At 59.8% G+C, this 18,805-nt stretch carries 20 protein-coding genes; 11 read left to right on the forward strand and 9 right to left on the reverse strand.

Translation table 11 applies throughout. The features are described 5' to 3' along the window. The first annotated feature begins 354 nt into the window (after nt 1-354). From CCANI_RS11805 to otsB, 3 genes are all read left to right on the forward strand, one after another. Entirely contained in the window at nt 355-648 is a 294-nt protein-coding gene (locus CCANI_RS11805; protein WP_146324391.1) for a hypothetical protein, read from the forward strand. 112 nt (nt 649-760) lie between these two features. Then, the gene (locus tag CCANI_RS11810; protein WP_186750240.1) at nt 761-1,618 is read left to right on the forward strand and encodes a DUF3039 domain-containing protein; all 858 of its coding nucleotides are present in this window, start codon (nt 761-763) and stop codon (nt 1,616-1,618) included. Nucleotides 1,619-1,956: 338 nt separating this feature from the next. Further along, the gene (gene otsB, locus CCANI_RS11815; protein ID WP_146324393.1) at nt 1,957-2,640 is read left to right on the forward strand and encodes a trehalose-phosphatase; all 684 of its coding nucleotides are present in this window, start codon (nt 1,957-1,959) and stop codon (nt 2,638-2,640) included. Here the strand turns inward: otsB and CCANI_RS11820 are convergent. Further along, nucleotides 2,612-3,673 (reverse strand): LacI family DNA-binding transcriptional regulator, encoded by a 1,062-nt coding sequence (locus CCANI_RS11820; RefSeq protein ID WP_146324394.1) that lies wholly within the window; start codon nt 3,671-3,673, stop codon nt 2,612-2,614. The two genes, otsB and CCANI_RS11820, sit on opposite strands and share 29 nt — an antisense overlap. Nucleotides 3,674-3,742: 69 nt before the next feature. Between CCANI_RS11820 and CCANI_RS11825 the strand changes: the two genes are divergently transcribed. Genes CCANI_RS11825 through CCANI_RS11835 form a run of 3 tightly spaced genes read left to right on the forward strand, consistent with a single transcriptional unit; the run spans nt 3,743 to nt 6,185 of the window. Further along, nucleotides 3,743-4,669 (forward strand): metal ABC transporter solute-binding protein, Zn/Mn family, encoded by a 927-nt coding sequence (locus CCANI_RS11825; protein WP_146324395.1) that lies wholly within the window; start codon nt 3,743-3,745, stop codon nt 4,667-4,669. Further along, nucleotides 4,666-5,355: a metal ABC transporter ATP-binding protein gene (locus CCANI_RS11830; protein WP_146324396.1), complete on the forward strand. Its 690-nt coding sequence runs from the start codon at nt 4,666-4,668 to the stop codon at nt 5,353-5,355. Before CCANI_RS11825 ends, CCANI_RS11830 begins: the two co-directional genes overlap by 4 nt. Beyond that, on the forward strand, nt 5,355-6,185 hold the full coding sequence (locus tag CCANI_RS11835) for a metal ABC transporter permease (RefSeq protein ID WP_146324397.1): 831 nt from the start codon (nt 5,355-5,357) through the stop codon (nt 6,183-6,185). Before CCANI_RS11830 ends, CCANI_RS11835 begins: the two co-directional genes overlap by 1 nt. Nucleotides 6,186-6,873: 688 nt before the next feature. Here the strand turns inward: CCANI_RS11835 and CCANI_RS13585 are convergent. Genes CCANI_RS13585 through CCANI_RS11860 form a run of 6 tightly spaced genes read right to left on the reverse strand, consistent with a single transcriptional unit; the run spans nt 6,874 to nt 11,137 of the window. Then, complete coding sequence (locus tag CCANI_RS13585; RefSeq protein ID WP_146324398.1) at nt 6,874-7,065, reverse strand: transposase; 192 nt, start codon at nt 7,063-7,065, stop codon at nt 6,874-6,876. A 14-nt stretch (nt 7,066-7,079) separates the two neighbouring features. After that, the gene (rlmB, locus tag CCANI_RS11840; RefSeq protein WP_146324399.1) at nt 7,080-8,027 is read right to left on the reverse strand and encodes a 23S rRNA (guanosine(2251)-2'-O)-methyltransferase RlmB; all 948 of its coding nucleotides are present in this window, start codon (nt 8,025-8,027) and stop codon (nt 7,080-7,082) included. A 4-nt stretch (nt 8,028-8,031) separates the two neighbouring features. Next, nucleotides 8,032-9,408 (reverse strand): cysteine--tRNA ligase, encoded by a 1,377-nt coding sequence (cysS, locus tag CCANI_RS11845; protein ID WP_146324400.1) that lies wholly within the window; start codon nt 9,406-9,408, stop codon nt 8,032-8,034. Beyond that, nucleotides 9,389-9,895 carry a 2-C-methyl-D-erythritol 2,4-cyclodiphosphate synthase gene (gene ispF, locus CCANI_RS11850; RefSeq protein ID WP_146324401.1) on the reverse strand — a complete coding sequence of 169 codons (507 nt, stop codon included), beginning with the start codon at nt 9,893-9,895 and terminating at the stop codon, nt 9,389-9,391. The genes cysS and ispF overlap by 20 nt, the downstream gene beginning before the upstream one ends. Further along, a complete protein-coding gene (gene ispD, locus CCANI_RS11855; protein ID WP_146324402.1) occupies nt 9,892-10,569 on the reverse strand; it encodes a 2-C-methyl-D-erythritol 4-phosphate cytidylyltransferase in 678 nt (225 codons plus the stop codon). Before ispD ends, ispF begins: the two co-directional genes overlap by 4 nt. Continuing rightward, nucleotides 10,556-11,137, reverse strand: a complete 582-nt coding sequence (locus tag CCANI_RS11860) for a CarD family transcriptional regulator (protein WP_146324403.1) — start codon at nt 11,135-11,137, stop codon at nt 10,556-10,558. Before CCANI_RS11860 ends, ispD begins: the two co-directional genes overlap by 14 nt. 167 nt (nt 11,138-11,304) lie before the next feature. On the opposite strand from CCANI_RS11860, the gene CCANI_RS11865 reads away from it, so the two are divergent. The 3 genes from CCANI_RS11865 to disA all read left to right on the forward strand — a co-directional run bounded on the left by CCANI_RS11865 (nt 11,305) and on the right by disA (nt 14,364). Further along, nucleotides 11,305-11,859: a hypothetical protein gene (locus CCANI_RS11865; protein ID WP_246118217.1), complete on the forward strand. Its 555-nt coding sequence runs from the start codon at nt 11,305-11,307 to the stop codon at nt 11,857-11,859. 97 nt (nt 11,860-11,956) lie between these two features. Beyond that, complete coding sequence (gene radA, locus CCANI_RS11870) at nt 11,957-13,300, forward strand: DNA repair protein RadA (RefSeq protein ID WP_146324405.1); 1,344 nt, start codon at nt 11,957-11,959, stop codon at nt 13,298-13,300. Between the two features lie 8 nt (nt 13,301-13,308). After that, nucleotides 13,309-14,364 carry a DNA integrity scanning diadenylate cyclase DisA gene (disA, locus tag CCANI_RS11875; RefSeq protein WP_146324406.1) on the forward strand — a complete coding sequence of 352 codons (1,056 nt, stop codon included), beginning with the start codon at nt 13,309-13,311 and terminating at the stop codon, nt 14,362-14,364. Nucleotides 14,365-14,376: 12 nt separating this feature from the next. On the opposite strand, the gene CCANI_RS11880 is transcribed toward disA, so the two are convergent. Then, nucleotides 14,377-15,072 (reverse strand): hypothetical protein, encoded by a 696-nt coding sequence (locus tag CCANI_RS11880; protein WP_146324407.1) that lies wholly within the window; start codon nt 15,070-15,072, stop codon nt 14,377-14,379. Nucleotides 15,073-15,077: 5 nt separating this feature from the next. Continuing rightward, entirely contained in the window at nt 15,078-15,716 is a 639-nt protein-coding gene (locus tag CCANI_RS11885; protein ID WP_246118218.1) for a carbonic anhydrase, read from the reverse strand. A 60-nt stretch (nt 15,717-15,776) separates the two neighbouring features. On the opposite strand from CCANI_RS11885, the gene CCANI_RS11890 reads away from it, so the two are divergent. Then, entirely contained in the window at nt 15,777-16,625 is an 849-nt protein-coding gene (locus CCANI_RS11890) for an HhH-GPD family protein (RefSeq protein ID WP_146324408.1), read from the forward strand. Nucleotides 16,626-17,053: 428 nt separating this feature from the next. Continuing rightward, nucleotides 17,054-18,427, forward strand: coding sequence for a helix-turn-helix domain-containing protein (locus CCANI_RS11895; RefSeq protein WP_290211282.1), 1,374 nt, complete (start codon nt 17,054-17,056; stop codon nt 18,425-18,427). Nucleotides 18,428-18,805 lie beyond the last annotated feature (378 nt).

Genomic DNA, 18,805 nt, shown 5'->3' on the forward strand with positions numbered 1-18,805 from the left:
CTCCCAAGTGACTCCCAAGTGACGCAAAAAGACAATCGCAGGTCAGGGGTTGCGCACGATCTATCGTCGGAGCCACGGTCGGAGCCGTTGACTAGCTCTATTAGCAGCGTTGCACCGGTAGCTGGCCAAATCCCCGAAAACACTGGCGCCGATTTGAACCGATCATTATAGAAATATTGAAGCATGCACTAACAGGCTTGGTCGTCCTAGTAGAGTCACGGGGCGAGTGTTCTCGCCACACCAAAACTCAATGTATCTAACGCTCCCCCCGAATGATCGGGGAAATTTGTCACATGACAGGAGTTAGACGGTACACTTGGCGACACGGACCACCAACCGGAAGGAATTATTGTCGTGTCCGCAGCAACTACGGCACCGCATAAAAGCCACGCAGCAAGTAGCGTGGTCGTGCCTGAATGGTTTGACCTCAAGACAGCTGGCAAAATTTTGTCCGTGTCCCCTCTACATGTCCGCATCCTCGCCCGTGACAGCGTGCTGCGCAGTCGTGCCGATAACAAGACCATCATGGTATGCGCGAAAGATGTTCTTGCGTACCGCCCACAGGCTCAGGCCGCTCAGCGTGAATTTGCCTTCGACGTAGCCCACGTCGAGAACCTACGCTCTCGTATCATCGACCACTTCGCATAGCGCCCGCACGTCCATGCCGCTCCTTCCCCGCCTTACAATTCGCTGTGCCCTAGAGGATCTCCAATTAAATCACTGGAACAGTGATGGCCCTTTAAGCGGGTTCCTCGATACAGTGGACCACGAAGTTGTCGCCAAGGCTATTGAACTTTTTCCAGAATCTCGCGATAGTTCACAAGCTCCAGACAAGATCAGCAAAGTCAAACCCACCTGCTATAAAATAAAAATCAATCGACACCGTGCAGCAGCATATGTAGATCAAGAAGGTCAAGTGTGGATTGTTGCAGCAGGAAAAAGAGAAGGTAAATCAAGGAAAGACTTTTACCAAGTATTCATGTTGATGGATGCTTCTACGTGGCTTCCTACCGAGCGTGATTTACTGCTGTTAGAAAAGCACAAGTCTCGGAACCGGCTGATTGCGTGGGAGAAAGAAATTTGGGATGCCATAACCACAAACATGACTGAACAGTCTTGGATTGACGGCTTTACGATGGAGATTAGGAATCCGTTCGACGCCGTCAGCCCACCTATCTGTACTTTATTCATAGGCGCAGTCAGCATAGATGATGAACCCCTGGGCGTTGAGGTCAAGATACACGACATTAAAAACGCTCAATACACCCCCTTATGCCGCCTATCACATAAAGTGGCCCTAAGCTGGGTTCATCATCAAGAACAGCAATGGTCCATCACATATAACAATGCTTCCATTATGTTTGATGACAAGTGTCGTGCGTCTGATGTTTTCGCTGGAAAATATCGCGCAGAAGGCCCCCTCTTGTTTAGCCCGGGAGCAGTCGCACACCGTGTGAGGCATAAATCGTCCGGAGACATTTGCACAGCAACCATTGAGGGAACACCCGTACAAGCTCTTTGCGGTCAAACTTTCGTTCCTCGACAGGATCACGAAAGCCTCGAAAAATGCGTGGATTGTGAAGATATATTGGAGACTATATTAAAAACTCAGAAGTAGAGTAACTTGGCCTGAGTCCGCTTCGTGGCGGGACAGGTAAATCGGCAGTCGGCGCATTCGCCAGTTTTTACGTCAGCGACGGCTCGTTCAACAGCCCTGCGCATGGATCATACACTGCAGCATGTATTACGATGATCTTGAGCCTGGTTTTCATCAACCAAGCGGCGCTGCACTCCTCCGCCGAGCCACCGCAAAGCTTTTAGTTAAGGACCTCACTTGTGCAGGATCCGAGTTATGGTTCTTAAACCAGTTACCACCAGCTCGGTGTATCCGAGCACTACACCTGACTGATCGCATCGTTCGTGCACACCGGCCGACCGCAGTGGCACTATGGAATCATGGCACCTTTACTCGTGGTTTCTGATTTTGATGGCACGCTTGCGGGTTTCAATGTGGACCCTATGAATGTTCCTGTGAACGCGGGGTCGATCGCGGCGCTAGAACAATTGGCCGCGCTGCCGGACACTCGGGTGGTTATCCTTTCGGGGCGGTCCCTGGCTGTGCTGCAAGAACTGGCTGGCGTTTCGCCCGCGATCGAACTGGTGGGTAGCCACGGTGCGGAGGGCACTCGGCCGGCGGTGCTCACGGAAGAGCAACGCACGCTGCTTCATCAGATCGAACATGAATTGGAGGCGTTGATCGTTGGCCAGGAGGGCGCGCGCGTAGAGATCAAGCCGTATCATCGCGTGTTGCATACCCGCGGCATGGCCGATGGCGGGGAGGAATTGCTCAACCGTGCTAAGGCGTTGGTGCGCCCCGGTGTCAAGATCACGCATGGCAAATGCATTTTGGAATTCTCGGTTTTGAACACGTCCAAGGGCGGGTGGATCGCGGCAAATAGGGGCGACGCGAACGTGATCTTTATCGGGGATGACGCCACGGATGAAACCGGCTTTGAAATCCTAGGCCCCGGGGATTTAGGGGTAAAGGTCGGCCCGGGTGAAACGCATGCGCTGTTGCGCCTTGCTTCGATCGACGATGTGGCTACGTTCCTTAACGCGCTCGTGGCGCAGCGATCGTAGCCCCTGGGAACCAGGTGGTTTCGAGCTTGGTTTCGGGCTCGATCACCTCTCCTTCGATAAGCCGGAAAAGGGCGCGGGCGGAGGCGATGCCTTTCTGGCGGTTCGGCTGGATCACCGTGCTCAGGTTGCGGGCGAGTGCGGTGGACACACCGTCGAACCCGACCACGGACAGGTCGTCCGGCACATTGATGCCGTGGTCGGCCGCGTAATCAAGCACCCCAAAGGCCATAGAGTCCGTGGTGCACAATACGGCGGTGATATCCGGATAGGTTTCCAGCAATTCCCGCGCCGCATCCCGGTTGTTTTGCCGGTCATTGATGTGCCGCTCCACAACGGGAATTTCCCCGGTAATACCGGCATCGCGGAAAATATCCAGCGCGCCCAATACGCGGGAGCGCTGCACGTGCAAGGAGGCGCCGTCCAACCGCTCCTCGCTGACCAGCCCGTCGTTGCGTTTTCGGTCGAGGCGGATGCATAGAATCCCGATGCGGCGGTGCCCAGCGTCAACCAGTGCCTGGGCTGCGGGCGCGATGGCGGCGCGGTCGTCGATACCCACGAAGGGCAAGTTGGTGCCCACGGGTTGGTCGCACACCACGAGCGGAAGCTGGCGCGCGATGGCGGCCTGAAGGTAGGGATCTTGGGCCGCAACGGAGTACACAACGAAGCCATCAACCACAGCGGAATTCACCAATTCGGGGGCAACGGCGCCGGAGGGTTTGGCCGGAACGAGGGTTAAAGCGGCACCGCGCTCTTGTCCTACTTCGGCCATTCCGGCGAGGAAATCCACCGATGCGAGATCGTCGAATGCGTATGTGAGATGGTCCGTAAACAATACGCCGATGGTGCCCGTGAACCGGCGTCGCAACGAACGCGCCGTCGGATCCGGCCCTGCGTAACCTAGTCGAGCCGCCGTATCCAGTATTTTCTCGCGCAATTCCGGCGAGAGTTGTTCAGGGCGGTTATATGCGTTCGAAACCGTGGTCCGAGAAACGCCCAATTCGCGCGCCAGAGTGGCGAGGGTTTGCTTTGCCATACATCGAATTTACCAGTTCAAGCCTAATATTACTTGACAAACGTTTTCATTTTTACAATTGTGGAATCCATGATTCGTCGCTTACTTTCTATTACGGCCGCCGCTTTCCTCGCGGTCGCTTGCACACCCAGTTCGCAAACAGACTCGACTGGAAGCACGGGCGCCGAAAGCACTTCCGCCATGGCGACCAACGCCGTCGAGATTGTTACCTCCACACAAGTGTGGGCGGATATTGCCGAAAAGGTTGCCCCCGATGCCCACATCACGCCAATTATTACGGGCCAGGATTCGGACCCGCACTCCTTCGAGCCGGCCGCCGCGGACCTTGCCAAGGCGAAGGAAGCGGACATCGTTGTCGTCGGCGGTGGCGGATACGACGCCTGGCTCTACAAGGCCGTGGACGAGGAAAAGATTGTGCACGCCCTGCCGCTCGTCGATGGCCACGACCACGCCGCCGAGCACAGCCACGAAGACCACGAGCACGCAGACCACGACCACGCGGCAAACGAGCACGTGTGGTTTGACGTCCACGCCGTGACGGACCTGGCCACGGAGCTCGCCGCGAAGATAAAGCAGGCGGACCCGGATGCGAAAACCACGCCGGAAGAGGTGGAAAAGTCCCTGGAAAAGGTGCACGATACCGTGCATGCATTGCCCAAGGTGAAGGTTGCGCAGACGCACCCGATCGCGGATTTGCTGGTGGCGCACAGCGAGCTCGAGGACGTCACCCCGGAGGGCTACCACCACTCGGCGCTGGAAGAGGCGGAGCCAAGCGCAGCTGACGTGGCGGCGTTCCTCGACGAGCTGAAGAAGGGCGAGATTAAGGTGCTTATCGACGCCCCGCAAACCGCCACCGACACCACCCGCCGTCTCCGCGCCGCCGCCGAAGAGGCCGGAATCAAGGTGGTGGATGTGTACGAACTCCCCGCCAAGGGCGAAAACTATTTCGATTACTTCACCGACTTTGCGACGCGTCTGGCGGCCGCCACCAAGTGACACTTTCGTTCCATAACGCAGCGATCGAACCGCTCTGGTCGGGCCTAAATTTCAGTGTGCGGCCCGGCGAGTTTCTCACGGTGCTGGGCCCCAATGGCGTAGGCAAGTCCACGCTGCTTGGGGCGATCATAGGCACCCGCAGGCTCACGGCGGGCCGGATCAGCGCCACGGATCGCATCGGCTATATCCCGCAGCAACGGATGTTCCCGCCCGAATTGCCGTTGCGCGCCCGTGACCTGGTGGGCTTATCGCTGGCGCACGGCGTTGTGCGGGGGCGTCGGCCGCGGCGACGGGAGGTGGACGAGCTATTGGCGCGGGTCGGGGCGTCGAAAATCGGAAGCCGGCGGGTAGGGGCGCTATCGGGCGGGCAGCAACAATTAGTGCGTCAGGCGCAGGCGTTGGCGGGCGCGCCGGAACTACTGCTTTGCGACGAACCCCTGCTCAGCCTCGATCTGCACATGGCGAAGCGTACCGTAGCGCTGCTCAAGGAAACGGGCTGCACGGTGGTATTTGTCACGCACTCGATAAACCCCGTGATGCGCGCCACCGACCGCGTGCTCTACCTCGCCCCACACGGGCATACCGTGGGCACCGTGGACGCCGTCATGCGTAGCGACGTCCTGTCCGAACTGTACGGCACGCACGTCGACGTAGTGCAGGTAGGCGACCGCATGGTGGTGCTCTAATGGAACAATTTTATCAAGACACCCTGTATCTGCTGCAGGTGGACTTTGTGATCCAAGGGCTGCTCGCGGCCGCGCTGCTCGGCATCGTGTCCGGCGTGATGGCCCCGCTGGTGGTGCTACGACGCATGTCCTTCGCGGTACACGGCACCTCCGAGCTCGCGCTGATGGGCGCCTCGGCCGCGCTGCTCGCCGGGCTCAATGTAGGCATCGGTGCGGTGGCGGGCTCCGTGGTGGCCGCGATCGTGCTGGCGCTGCTGGGCATGCGAAATCAAGACAGCGCCATCGGGGTGGTGTTCAGCTTTGGCATGGGGCTATCCGTGCTATTTATCCACCTGTATCCGGGGCGCGCCTCCACCGCATTCACCCTGCTCACCGGGCAAATCGTGGGAGTTTCCGGGGCCAGCGTCGGGCTGCTCGCAGGCATCGTCGCAGTGGTGGTTGCGGTGGTGTTACTACTCTGGCGACCACTGCTATTCGCCGCGGCAGATCCGGTGCTGGCGCAGGCCAGCGGGGTAAACGTGCGGCTCATGTCCGTGATCTTCGCCGTGCTGGTGGGGCTCACCTCCGCGCAATCGGTGCAGATCGTGGGCGCACTGCTGGTCATGGCCCTATTGATCACGCCGGGGGCCGCCGCCGTCAGCGTGACGGCAAACCTGGTGGCGGCGGTACTACTCTCCGTGGCCTTTGCGCTGGTGGCGGCGGTGGGCGGATTCATCCTATCGCTAGCGCCCGGGCTGCCAGTGAGCGTCTTTGTCACCAGCATTTCCTTTGCAATCTACCTGGCGTGCCGCGCGATAGGCGCGCTCCGGGATCGACGCCTGGCGGGGTAGGGTTCTGGCGGGGTGGGGTTTTGGCGGCGAGGCTGGGTCCGCCCAGAGTGCCGGTGGGATGTCCCAGCCACCCAGAGGGGCGATAGGTTGTGTGCAACCGCCGACCTGGGGCTGGTCTTTCTATTCTTCATTCGGGGGTCTCACGAAGAAATTCCGGACGAATCTGGGCCAAAAACGCCGCAGCTCGTCCTTCCATTCTTCGTTAGGGTACTCAACGAAGAAATTCCGGACGATCGCAGGTCAACGGCTGCCCACAACCTATCGGCGGAAGCTGCGGGGAAAGCAATCCCGGGCAATAGAGTTCGAACTTTCTCGAACCATAGGCCCCACCGGATCTGCCTCAGGCAGATCTAACAGCTCGAATTCGGCGTCCTGCGGAAACACCACCGCGCAGCGGCCTACATGTCAAATCTGCCTGAGCGCGAAGCTCGGCAGCCACTTCAACCCCACCAAATCACCCCGCCGATGGGTTGTGCGCAACCGCCGACCTGGGGCTGGTCTTTCTATTCTTCATTCGGGGGTCTCACGAAGAAATCCCGGACGAATCTGGCCCAAAAAAGCCGCAGCTCGTCCTTCCATTCTTCGTTGGACACCCCAATGAAGAAATTCCGGACGATCGCAGGTCAACGGCTGCACACAACCTATCAAGAGTGCACTTCAGATCAACGGTTACGCCGCCGAGAGCTGCCTAGAGCTTGTTGTGCGATCCGGAGCCAGACCCCAGCGTGCCGATTTCTCTGGAAACCCAATAGTTCAGGGTGGACAGCGGGATGTCCAACTCTTGGGCCACTTCGGTGCGTGGCCTCCCTGCTTGAATGACTCTGGCTATTGCTGCTGCTCGGAATGTTTTGCTGTAGGTCCTGGCTGAAGATCGGGGCATGATTCTCCGCAGATTCAGGGGGTGAGTTGCCTCCTACGCTGACGAGCAAACTCGCCAAGGACGACGCCCGCGGCGACGGAGGCGTTGAGCGATTCTACCCATTCAACAGTGGGAATGGACATAATAGTATCGCAGGTTTCCCGCACAAGGCGGGACATTCCTTTGCCTTCGGAGCCGACAACAATCACGGTGGGACCGGTGCCATCGTAGGTATCGAGGGTGTGTTCGCCACCCGCATCGAGGCCGACGACCTGGTATCCCGCCTCCTGGAATCGCTTCAATGTGCGAGTGAGATTGGTGGCCTTAGCCACGGGAAGCCGGGCCGCCGTGCCCGCCGAGGTGCGCCACGCCACTGCGGTGACGGAGGCGGACCGGCGCTCTGGGATGACCACCCCATGCCCACCAAATGCGGCGACGGAACGGATCACGGCGCCGAGGTTGCGGGGGTCCGTGATGTTATCCAGGCACACGATCAGCCCGTCCTCGCCGGAAGCGGTCACGCGATCGATCAAATCTTCTACATCGGCGTACTGGTACGCCGGAACTTGCAGCCCAATGCCCTGATGCATGCCGTTTCCGGTCATGCGGTCCAGCTCGTGGCGGGAGATTTCCAGTACGGGGATATTGCGGGACGCGCAGAGATGTACGGCCTCGGACAAACGTTCGTCGTTAGAGGCACCTTCGACCACATACAACGCGGTAGCCGGCACCTTGGCGTGCAAGCATTCGACCACCGGATTGCGTCCGACAACCAGTTCGGATGTTTGCTCCTTCGTGTGGCGGCCCGCATCGCGGCGCAGCTGCTCCTGCTTACGCTTGTGGGCGGCGTGATACACGCGATCTTCCGCCTTCGGGGTGGGCCCCTTACCGCGCAGCCCGCGGCGGATCTTGCCCCCGGAACCGGATTGCGCGCCCTTTTTGTTTTTGCGCATTGCGCCTTGGCGTTTGGAATTGCCTGCCATTTGTTTAGTCCTCTTCCTTCAGCGACCACTCGGGGCCGTTGGGGGTGTCCACCACTTCGATGCCGGCGGCCGCCAACCGATCACGCACTTCGTCTGCGGTGGCCCAATCCCGTTGTGCGCGGGCGGTGGTGCGGCGCTCGAGCTCGGCGCCTACCAGCACGTTCAGGGCGTCGATAGCCTTGGTGGGTGTGGCCTCACGCCAGGTATCGCTCAGCGGATCCACGCCGAGCACCGCCATCATTGCGCGCACCTGACCTGCGATCGCGCGGGCGGTCTCGGTATCACCGGCGGCGAGCGCGGAATTGCCCGCACGGACGGCCGTGTGCACCTCGGCAAGCGCGGCTGGGACACCCAGATCATCATCGAGAGCTTTTTCGAACTCTTGGGTCCATGTCGTGGGTTCCACGGCGCCAACTCGGTGCAGGAACGCCTCCACGCGGCGATAACCTGCGGCGGCTTCCTTGAGCGAGGCCTCCGAATACTCCAGCATGGAACGATAATGCGCGCTCCCCAGGTAGTAGCGTAGCTCCACCGGGCGCACCATGGTAAGCACATTGGGCACGCTCAGCACATTGCCCAGGGATTTGCTCATCTTTTCGCCCGCCATGGTGACCCAGCCGTTGTGCAGCCAATACCGCGCGAAGCCGTCGCCCGCGCCGTGCGCCTGTGCGATCTCGTTTTCGTGGTGCGGGAATTGCAGGTCTAGGCCGCCGCAGTGGATATCGAACTCACCGCCGAGGTAGGTAGTAGCCATGGCGGAGCATTCGATATGCCAGCCGGGGCGCCCCGGACCCCACGGCGTAGGCCAGCTCGGCTCCCCCGGCTTGGCGGCCTTCCACATGGTGAAGTCGCGCGGGTCGCGCTTGCCGGTACCTGCGGATTCGCCTTGGTCGAGCTCGTCGAGCTTCTGCCCGGAAAGCTGGCCGTAATCCGGAAGCGTGGTGGGCTGGAAGTACACATTGCCGTCCGCCGCATAGCCGTGACCATTATCGATGATCCGCTGGATATATTCGACCATCTGTGTGACGTGCCCGGTGGCGCGGGGCTCCACGCTCGGCGGCCGCACCCCCAGCTGCTGGTACGCCCACTGGAACTCCCGTTCGTGCGTGGCGGCCCATTCCCACCAGGGGCGGCCATGTTCCGCCGCCTTGGCAATAATTTTGTCGTCAATATCTGTCACGTTACGCACAAAGGCAACGTCAAGCCCTTTCGCCTCCAACCAATTCCGCAAAATATCAAAAGCCACGCCGGAACGCACGTGCCCAATATGCGGAATGGTTTGCACGGTGGCACCACACAAATACACGGAAGCGTGCCCCTCCTTCAGGGGAATAAAGTCGCGGAGTGTACGTGTATTGGTGTCAAAGAGTCTTAAGTTCACAATTATTCAGTGTATCGCGCCGCCAAACCACGGCGGTTGCCACTGCGGCGCGCCCCTCACCGCGGCCGGTAAATCCCAGGTGATCGGTGGTGGTGGCCGCCACGGACACCGGTGCGCCGAGATAATCGCTCATGGCGCGCTCCGCTTCCTTGCGGCGGGGCCCCAGCTTGGGGGTATTGCCGACGAGCTGGACGGCGGCATTGCCGATAATAAAGCCTTCCGACTCCAGCAGATCCCGCACCTCCCGCAGCAGGCGTTTGCCGGAAACATTGTCGTATTCCGCTCGCCCCACGCCGACGAAACTACCAAGGTCGCCGAGCCCGGATGCGGACAACAGTGCGTCTACCACCGCGTGCGCCACCACGTCACCATCGGAGTGCCCTTCGCAGCCGTCCACACCTTCGAATAACAGGCAGGCGATCCAGCAGGGTTTGCCGGGCTGCACCTGGTGGGCGTCCGTTGCCACACCTACGCGGGGGATGATCATGATTCTCCTTCGGTCAGCGCGCGGGCCAGCGCGAGGTCTAAGGGGGTGGTCACTTTGAACGCGAGGGCGTCGCCGTCGACGCAGCGTACCGGGATTCCGAACCATTCCATCAAGCTGGCGTCGTCGGTGGGCAGCCGGTCCGGGCGGGCGGCGTATGCGGCCTTGAGCTGCGCGACGTCGAAACCCTGCGGCGTTTGCACGGCGCGTAACTCACTGCGATCCGGCGTATCGACGACCACCCCTCCCGCAACCCGCTTCATCGTATCCGCCACCGGCAGCACAGGTATCACCGCGGCGTGCTGGTGTGCGGCCGCAATCACCCGGCGGATCATCTCGGGCGGGGTAAGCGCGCGGGCCGCATCGTGGATCAAAACAATCCCTTCGGCAACCAGTTCGAGGCCGGCGAGGACCGAATCCATGCGTTCCGCACCCCCGAGCACGATGCGAACATCGTTGCCAAAAGCTTCTTCGGCGGCGGCGCGCATCTCGCGGCTAACCACCACAATAATGTTTGTGACCCCCGCGGAGCGCAGCCCTGCGACGCTACGCTCCACCAGGGTGGTGCCATGCACCTCCACGAATGCCTTTGGGATCCCAGCCCCCAAACGGGTGCCCTGACCTGCGGCTACCACAAGCGCCGTGACGGACGGTTCGGTTGGGTTAGTCTTCGTCATCGTCGAAGTTGATGTCGTCTAGATCAATGTCTTCGACGGGCTTCTTCTCCGGCTCATCCTCAATTTTCAGCGCTCGGTGGCGCTCGATGGTGGCGTCAATCTGGGCGAGCAAATCATCGGACTTCGCTTCATCCACATTCTTGGCTAGGGCCAACTCCCCCACCAGCACCTGGCGAGCCTTGGCCAGCATGCGCTTCTCCCCGGCGGACAGGCCGCGGTCCTGGTCTCGGCGCCACAGATCCCGCACCACTTCCGCAACCTTGTTCACATCGCCGGAGGCGAGGCGCTCTTGGTTGGCCTTGTAGCGGCGGGACCAGTTTCCGGCTTCCTCCACGTCGGTTTCCCGCAGCACGGAAAACACCTTTTGCAGGCCCTCCTCCCCGACAACATCGCGTACGCCTACCAGTTCGGCATTCTTGGCGGGGACTCGGACGGTGAGGTCAGATTGGTTGATTTGCAGCACCAGGTAGTCGACCACCTGGCCGCCGCGTTCGCGCTGCTCGATGGCCTCAATAACCGCCGCGCCGTGATGCGGGTAAACCACCACGTCACCGACCTTGAATTCCATACCCACTCCTTGAGGCTTCCACTTTTCAACAGCGTACATAATATCACGCAAGCGACCTGCGCGTTTCGGGCCCTGTTCCCCCCGTGTAGTGCAGTAACCAAATGTACAGACTAAGATAATCGCGTAACCCCCGTCTGACCCCCTTTCCCTGTTGGAGTGACAAAGAAGTGAAAACCCTCCGCATAGCCATCGCCGGTATCGCTGCACTGGCCACCCTGACCGCCTGCGGCGCTGGTCAGATTTCTCAAACCGCAGATCAGGTCGCCGCAGTCGATGGCGTTCCCGCACAAACAAGCGATGGAAACGTACTTGTCCGCGATGTGACGATCGTGGTTAATGACGATTCTTCGGCCGCCGTGAAATTCACCGCCATCAACGATGACACCAAAATGACCAGCCACTCGTTGAAGAAAGTGACCGTGGATGGCAAGGAGGTCACACTTTCGGATACCCCCTCGATGGAGCGCAATTGCTCCATCGTTGCGGACGCCGCCGAATACACCGATATGCTCACCGAAGCTGACGGCGTGTGCATCACCCACATCAGCACCGAGGTGAAAAACCCGGGCTTTGCCATCGGCGGCCATAAGGAAGTGGAATTCACGTTTGATAATGGCTCCATCAAGGTAGACGCCCCGATCGCCGGCAACCTGCACGAAGCCGGCATGAATGATCGCGTTGTGTCCGACAAGATGGAAGATCACAAGGATCAAAAGCACTAAGCATTTCGTGTTTCGCAGGGCCCTTCGGGGCCCTTATGCGATTCTGCGGGGCAGACCGGCGGCGGGCGGGTTGTGGGGTTTGGGTACAGTACCTGGCATGGCCAAAAAGGAACGAACCATTCATACCTGCACGGAGTGCGGGTATTCCAGCCCGAAATGGTTGGGGCGGTGCCCGGAATGTGGTTCTTGGGGGACCTTGGAGGAAGCGACCCCGGGGAACGTGACGGTTGCCGCGTTGACCCCCACTTCGCCGGCGATTCCGATTGTGGAGGTGGATCCCGCGGCGTCGAAAAGCATTTCGAGCGGGATTGGGGAGCTGGACCGGGTATTGGGCACGGGCATCGTGCCAGGGAGCGTGGTCTTAATGGCGGGGGAACCGGGCGTGGGGAAATCGACGCTGCTGCTGGAGGTGGCTTCGAAATGGGCGTCGCAAGGGCGCGTCGCGCTCTATGTGACTGCGGAAGAATCGGCGGGCCAGGTGCGGCTGCGGGCGGAACGGACGGGCGCGCTGCATTCAACACTATATTTGACCAGCGAACCGAACCTCGATGTTGTGTTCGGGCATGTGCGGGAACTAAAACCGTCGCTATTAATTGTGGATTCCGTGCAGACCATGAAGGCCTCCGGGGTGGAGGGCGTGCCCGGCGGGGTGGCGCAATCGCGGGCGGTCACCGCGGCCTTGACCTCGCTGGCGAAAACCTCCGGGATTCCGGTCCTGCTGGTTGGGCACGTGACCAAGGATGGCAATGTGGCGGGCCCGCGAGTGCTGGAACACTTGGTCGATGTGGTGCTTAATTTCGAGGGCGATAAGCACTCCAGTTTGCGCCTTCTGCGTGGGATAAAGAATCGCTTCGGGGCTACGGACGAGGTCGGCTGCTTCGAACAACAATCCGACGGGATCAAAGAGATCGCGGACCCCTCGGGGTTGTTCCTTTCCCACCGCGAGGAAACCCCGGACGGCACGGCGGTAACGGTTGCAATGGACGGGGTGCGGCCGATCCTGGCGGAGGTGCAAAGCCTATTGGTGGATTCGCCGGCGAAAAACCCGCGCCGCGCGGTGACGGGGTTGGACGCCACCCGGGTGCCGATGGTCTTGGCGGTATTGGCCGCCCGGGCAGGCAAACGAACGTCCGAAAAAGAGGTTTATATCGCAACTGTGGGCGGGATGAAGGTTGGGGAACCGGCGGCGGACCTTGCAGTGGCGCTGGCCACCGCGTCGTCGATAAGCGGGAAACCGTTACCGCAGCGGACGGTGGTGCTGGGGGAAGTGGGTCTAGCTGGGGAAATCCGGCGGGTGCCGCAGCTCGCGCGCCGTCTCGCGGAGGCGCAGCGCCTGGGGTACACGAACGCCATTGTGCCTGCTGGCGAGCGCCTGGAAATACCCGGTATGCGCATCGAACATGTCGCGGATATTAGGGCGGCGATTCAGGCAGTAAGCTAAAACGCATTATGCATGCACACCCGTTGACGCTCAATGCCACCTTGGAGCGTCTTGCCCCTGGTACGGCGCTTCGTGATGGCCTGGAGCGCATCCTTCGCGGTCGGACCGGGGCGCTGATCGTCCTCGGTTTTAACGACGAAGTAGCCGCCATTTGCGACGGCGGATTCGAACTCGATGTCGAGTTCACGGCGACCCGGTTGCGGGAGCTATGCAAGATGGACGGCGCCGTCGTGCTCTCCGACTCTGGGCACCACATCCGCCGGGCAAACGTGCAGCTCATGCCGGATGCGGCGCTGCCAACCGGGGAATCCGGGACGCGGCACAGGTCGGCGGAACGCACCGCGCTGCAAACCGGGTATCCGGTGATCGCGGTCAGCCAATCGATGAAACTCATCACCGTGTATGTGAACGGGGCGCGGCACGTCCTGCAGGGGTCTTCGGAAATCCTGTCGCGGGCGAACCAAGCGCTGGCAACAATGGAACGGTACCGGCAACGGCTCGACCGGGACAACCAATACCTGTTTCGCGCCGAATTGAACCATTATTCGACCGTCTCGGATGTGATCGCCGTGGTGCAACGCATGGAATTGCTGCGGCGCGCGGCGGAAACTATCCACCGGGACGTGATCGAGCTCGGCGTGGACGGCAAGCAGCTCAGCATTCAGCTGGCCGAATTACACGGCGATAACGAGCACGACCTTGAGGTAATTGTACGGGATTACCTCGTTTCGGCGGCCTTGCCTTCCGACACCGCGGTGAAGGCGGCGCTCACCTCGCTGCGGAATTTGCCGGATACGGAATTGGTCAAGGGGACCCTGGTGGCAAGGATCCTCGGCTTCCCCGTCGCCGAGGAATCCCTGAACCAGTGGATTGTGCCTCGTGGTTACCGCGTGCTGAACCGAGTGCCCCGAGTGCAGCCGTTCCTGATGGATAAACTGGTCGCCGAGTTCGGCGACCTACACCGACTGCTGGAAGTAAACATCGACGATATCGCCAAAGTGGAACACGTTGGCACCTTATGGGCGCGGCATATTCACGATGGCCTCAGCCGGCTGCGGCGCTAACACCCAGCAGCCTTAGCTCAGGTTAAAGGTTTGGCCGTCCGAATTATTGGTGCCTACGAGCGTGTACAGCAGGTAGGAACCCGCAGGGACGGATTCCCGGCCGGAGCAACTTCCCGGGGCGGAGTACGTGCGGGACCAAATGGCCTCGTAGTGGCGCTCGGATTCCGCCGGGAAGGTGCGGGCGGAAGAATCCTCGGACGCGTTGCAATCGATATCGGACCATACCCGCGTGTTTGTGGCAAGGTCGTAGACTTCGAAGCGGAGTTGCTCCTCCCGCAGGTCAATAACGCAATCTGCGGTGGTGGGATTGCGGACGGTCAGGTAGAAATGCGGTTGCGTGCCGGTGGTGTAGCTGGGTTGGTCGCTACGCGCCTCCACGATAAGATCCTGCAGTTCGCAGGTATCCTTCTTCACGGGTGTGAGGTTGTTAGCTGTGCTCGTGCCGGTGGAAGTGCCATTGGTGCTGGTGTCTTCGTCGGTGCGCGTGTCTCCGGTTTTTTCGGCCTTGTTGCTGGTGGATGCCTGGGTGCTGGTAGACGTTGTGGGGGAGGAAGTCGGGGTCGCGGTAATGGTTTCCGTGCTGGCGCTCTTGCTTACATATACAAGGAAGCTGGTCACAGAGCCGATGAGCACGAGAAGCACTACGAGCGCCGCGACGCGTCGGCGGATGTAGATTACTTCTGGGAGTCGTCGGGAGTTACGTTGCACGCACCTTAGTCTAACGAGTCAACCCCAACTGTTACGACAGGCTCGGCGTAACCATCGGAAAGTCTATAGTGAACCCCAACAATGCCACAGGTTCCACGGAGAATTTTTGCCTTAATCTCAGGTGAACGGCTCATAATCTGATCTACCGTCTCAGCAACGTGCCTAATCTCGAATTGCGCGGTGGTGGTGTCGCCTGCCGCTCGTGCCTCCAAAATAGATGGGCTTACTTTTTCAATAAGCACGCGCTGAAAGCCGTCTGGGATGCCCTGCCCGTCCAGCGCCGCCTGGGTCGCCGCGACGGCGCCGCAGGATTCGTGCCCCATGACTACCACCAGCGGCACCCCGAGCGATTCGACAGCGTATTCGAGGCTGCCCAGCACCGCGAGGTCGATGATTTCCCCCGCCGTACGAATCACAAACACATCCCCCAAGCCCTGATCGAAGATCATTTCTACTGGTACGCGCGAGTCCGAACACGCGAGCACAGCGGCGATCGGGTTTTGCCCCATTGTAAGTTCGTGCCTGCGGCCAACATCCTGGTTTGGGCGTTCCTCTTGAAACAGCATGAATCGCCGGTTGCCTGCCTGCAATTGCTCCCACACGCTGTGCGGGGTTTGATCACGGTTCATCTCATTGGAAGCCATAATGTTATTCTGCACCCGCAAAAGCATTTGGGGGCAATTGCCGGGGGTACACTGCTGCTCATGATAGATGACCTCCTAGCGTGGTACGACAAACACGCTCGCGATATCGTGTGGCGCCGCGGTACCACGCCGTGGGGCGTGCTGCTCAGCGAGGTAATGAGCCAGCAAACCCAGGTGTCCCGCGTCGCGCCGCTTTGGGAGGACTGGATGCAACGTTGGCCCTCTGCCCTGCATTTTTCCCAGGCGAGCCCCGACGAGATCCTCCGCGCCTGGGGCAACCTCGGGTACCCGCGGCGGGCGTTGCGGCTGTTGGATTGTGCGCGCGCGATCGTCGAAAAGCACAGCGGCCAGGTGCCCGACACCGTCGAAGAATTGCTCGAATTACCGGGGATTGGGCAGTACACCGCCCGCGCCATTGCGGCCTTTGCTTATCGACGCCGCGTCCCCGTCGTAGATACCAACGTTCGGCGTGTGCTGCGCCGCTACGTCCAAGGCGAGTTCCATCAGGGAAATCCCCGGGCAGCGGATCTGCCAGCGGTGGCCGCGCTCCTGCCGCCGGAACGCGCTCCTGAATTTTCGGTTGCGTTCATGGAGCTTGGGGCGATCGTCTGCACGCCCGAACCCAAGTGTGAACAATGCCCCATCGTTCGAACATGCGCTTGGCGGCTAGCGGGGTGCCCGAAACCCGCCGAACCCCCGAAACGCCGCACCCAAAGATTCGCCGGAACGGATCGGCAGGTGCGCGGCATCATCATGGCACATCTGCGCGAACACCCGGAATCCGGCCGCGCCGACATCGACATCCTCTGGCCCGATGCCACGCAACGCGACCGCGCCCTATTTTCCCTGCTTGCGGACGGCCTAGCCGAAGAACACACGCCCGGAAAATTTCGGCTACCAATAGCTTAGGCAAAAGCCTAGGCAAGCGCGCCGGTTGGTGAGCTCGCCCGTTGGTGAGCTCGCCGGTTGATGAACTCGCCGAGGCCCCTAAGCGCCGATGGACTGCGCACCACCAACCTGCGCACCGATAGGTTGTGCGCAATTTCCGTGCGCGCTGATGGGTTCTGTGCCACCAACCCGCGTACCGATAGGTTGTGCGCAACGACCGACCTGGGGCTGGTCTTTCTATTCTTCATTAGGGCCGCCAACGAAGAAATTCCGGACGAATCTCGCCTAAAAACGCTTGTCATCTCTCAGGACCTTGGTAACAACCTGTTTCATCACCTTGGTGACAACCTGTCTCATGTCCTTGGTAACAGTCTGTCTCATGGCCTTGGATGCAACGAGTCTCATGACCGTGGAAACGATTTTGGTGGTGTTCGTTTTCAATTAAGTGCATGGTTCGTCCTCTTTCGCCGAATGTGCGGCGTTTAATTGTTGAATTTGATCCGTGTGCCGCGAACGGCATGAGCATTACGGAGTTTTGTGCGGTTCATGGCATTAGCCGGAAAACGTACTATGCGATCAAAAAGCGTTTTGAGCAGGAAGGATTTAGGGCGCTGCATCCGCGGTCGAGTGCGCCACATAAGCCTGCAACTACCTATGATGAGGCTACGGTGTCGATGGTGCTTGCGATGCGGGAACGGCTTGGCCAATTTGGTTGGGATAATGGGCCGCGATCCATTTGGTATGCGTTGATTGATCAGCCGAATGTGGTGCAGCCGATTCCTTCGGTGTCGACGATTGCTCGGATTCTGGCTGCTGCGGGTGTGGTCGCGAAGAATCCCCGGAAGCGGCCTCGCTCATCGATAGTGCGCTTCGAGCGATCCTGTGCCATGGAGTTGTGGCAGCTGGATGCGTTTTCCTATCGGCTCGCTACTCCGGCGGGCACTGTGATCACGATTTACCAGCTTATCGATGATGCAACCCGATTTGATGTGGGTACTACGTATGGCACCAAGCCGGAAAATGGGGCAGATGCGTTGAACTGTGTAGTTAACGCGATCCGTGTCTATGGGGTACCGCGCCAATTGCTGAGCGATAATGGTGGCGCGTTTAATCAGATTCGCCGGGGCCGGATCACTGCGCTGCATCGGTTTCTTGCCGTCAAGGGCTGTGAGGCCATTACTGGCCGGGCGGATCATCCCCAAACCCAAGGCAAAAACGAACGCTCCCATCAAACCTTGGTGAAGTTCCTTGATGCGCACAAGCCCAGTACTGAGGCCAAATTGAAGGAATTGCTCAGTGAATACCGGGAGTACTACAACAACAAGCGGAGGCATCAAGCACTCGGGGGTATGACCCCGAAACAGGCCTGGGACAGCATCGAACACCGCCCTAGTAGCGGCGAGCCCATCACCCAGGAGCAATTGACTGCAGAGATTGAAAAATACCGGCAAGCCCGTTCGAGCGAGTCCCCCAGCGCTGCAGATGGCCTCGACCAAGATCCAGCAATGCTGTACATCAAACCCTCGTCCAGACCACGTTTCGCGCTCGCGGGGTACTACATCAATATCCCCAAACGGCTTACCGATAAGCACTACTACGTCGTTCACACCGACGATGAATACGCGCTATTCGGTTCCGTCGACGGCGTCATGGTCCTGCGAATCCCACTGCCACTAAACGTGCTCGGCGAACCGATCGGCGCCACCGTACCCCTTTGGAAAATCATCGGCGCGTACCTCCACGAGGCCCCGCCGTGGTTTCTCAAACGACAGCAGCAATGGCTACAACAACACCCCACCGCCGCTGCTGAACTAGAGGATTAACTACCCGCTCGCGCGTTACCAAGGTAATGCTACTGGTTGTTACCAAGGTGATGATACAGATTGTTACCAAGGTGATGGCACAGAGTGTTACCAAGGTCGCGAAATTCTACACGCCTAAAAACGCTGCAAATCGTCTTTTTATTCTTCGTTGAGGTGCCCGATGAAGAAATTCCGGACGATCGCAGGTCAACGGCTGCACACAACCTACCAGGGCAAGCTGTTGGCAAGGCCGTTCCACACATGCAAGGTTGAATTTTCCCGAATCATCGGCCCCGCCGGATCTGCCTCAGGCAGATCTAACAGCTCGAATTCGGCGTCCTGCGGAAACACCGTCACTAGGGTCCCGGCGTGTCGAATCTGCCTGAGCGCGGAAAATCG

This window comes from Corynebacterium canis (assembly GCF_030408595.1).
Taxonomy (GTDB): Bacteria; Actinomycetota; Actinomycetes; order Mycobacteriales; family Mycobacteriaceae; genus Corynebacterium; species Corynebacterium canis.

What these genes read in the sequence shown, in the direction of transcription:
- CCANI_RS11885 (WP_246118218.1), bottom strand. Translation starts at nt 15,716, where the DNA reads ATGGCTTCCAATGAGATGAACCGTGATCAAACCCCGCACAGCGTGTGG.
- ispF (WP_146324401.1), bottom strand. Translation starts at nt 9,895, where the DNA reads ATGATCATCCCCCGCGTAGGTGTGGCAACGGACGCCCACCAGGTGCAG.
- CCANI_RS11820 (WP_146324394.1), bottom strand. Translation starts at nt 3,673, where the DNA reads ATGGCAAAGCAAACCCTCGCCACTCTGGCGCGCGAATTGGGCGTTTCT.
- ispD (WP_146324402.1), bottom strand. Translation starts at nt 10,569, where the DNA reads ATGACGAAGACTAACCCAACCGAACCGTCCGTCACGGCGCTTGTGGTA.
- CCANI_RS11825 (WP_146324395.1), top strand. Translation starts at nt 3,743, where the DNA reads ATGATTCGTCGCTTACTTTCTATTACGGCCGCCGCTTTCCTCGCGGTC.
- rlmB (WP_146324399.1), bottom strand. Translation starts at nt 8,027, where the DNA reads ATGGCAGGCAATTCCAAACGCCAAGGCGCAATGCGCAAAAACAAAAAG.
- CCANI_RS11895 (WP_290211282.1), top strand. Translation starts at nt 17,054, where the DNA reads ATGGTTCGTCCTCTTTCGCCGAATGTGCGGCGTTTAATTGTTGAATTT.
- otsB (WP_146324393.1), top strand. Translation starts at nt 1,957, where the DNA reads ATGGCACCTTTACTCGTGGTTTCTGATTTTGATGGCACGCTTGCGGGT.
- disA (WP_146324406.1), top strand. Translation starts at nt 13,309, where the DNA reads ATGCATGCACACCCGTTGACGCTCAATGCCACCTTGGAGCGTCTTGCC.
- CCANI_RS11835 (WP_146324397.1), top strand. Translation starts at nt 5,355, where the DNA reads ATGGAACAATTTTATCAAGACACCCTGTATCTGCTGCAGGTGGACTTT.
- CCANI_RS11890 (WP_146324408.1), top strand. Translation starts at nt 15,777, where the DNA reads ATGATAGATGACCTCCTAGCGTGGTACGACAAACACGCTCGCGATATC.
- radA (WP_146324405.1), top strand. Translation starts at nt 11,957, where the DNA reads ATGGCCAAAAAGGAACGAACCATTCATACCTGCACGGAGTGCGGGTAT.
- CCANI_RS13585 (WP_146324398.1), bottom strand. Translation starts at nt 7,065, where the DNA reads ATGCCCCGATCTTCAGCCAGGACCTACAGCAAAACATTCCGAGCAGCA.
- CCANI_RS11860 (WP_146324403.1), bottom strand. Translation starts at nt 11,137, where the DNA reads ATGGAATTCAAGGTCGGTGACGTGGTGGTTTACCCGCATCACGGCGCG.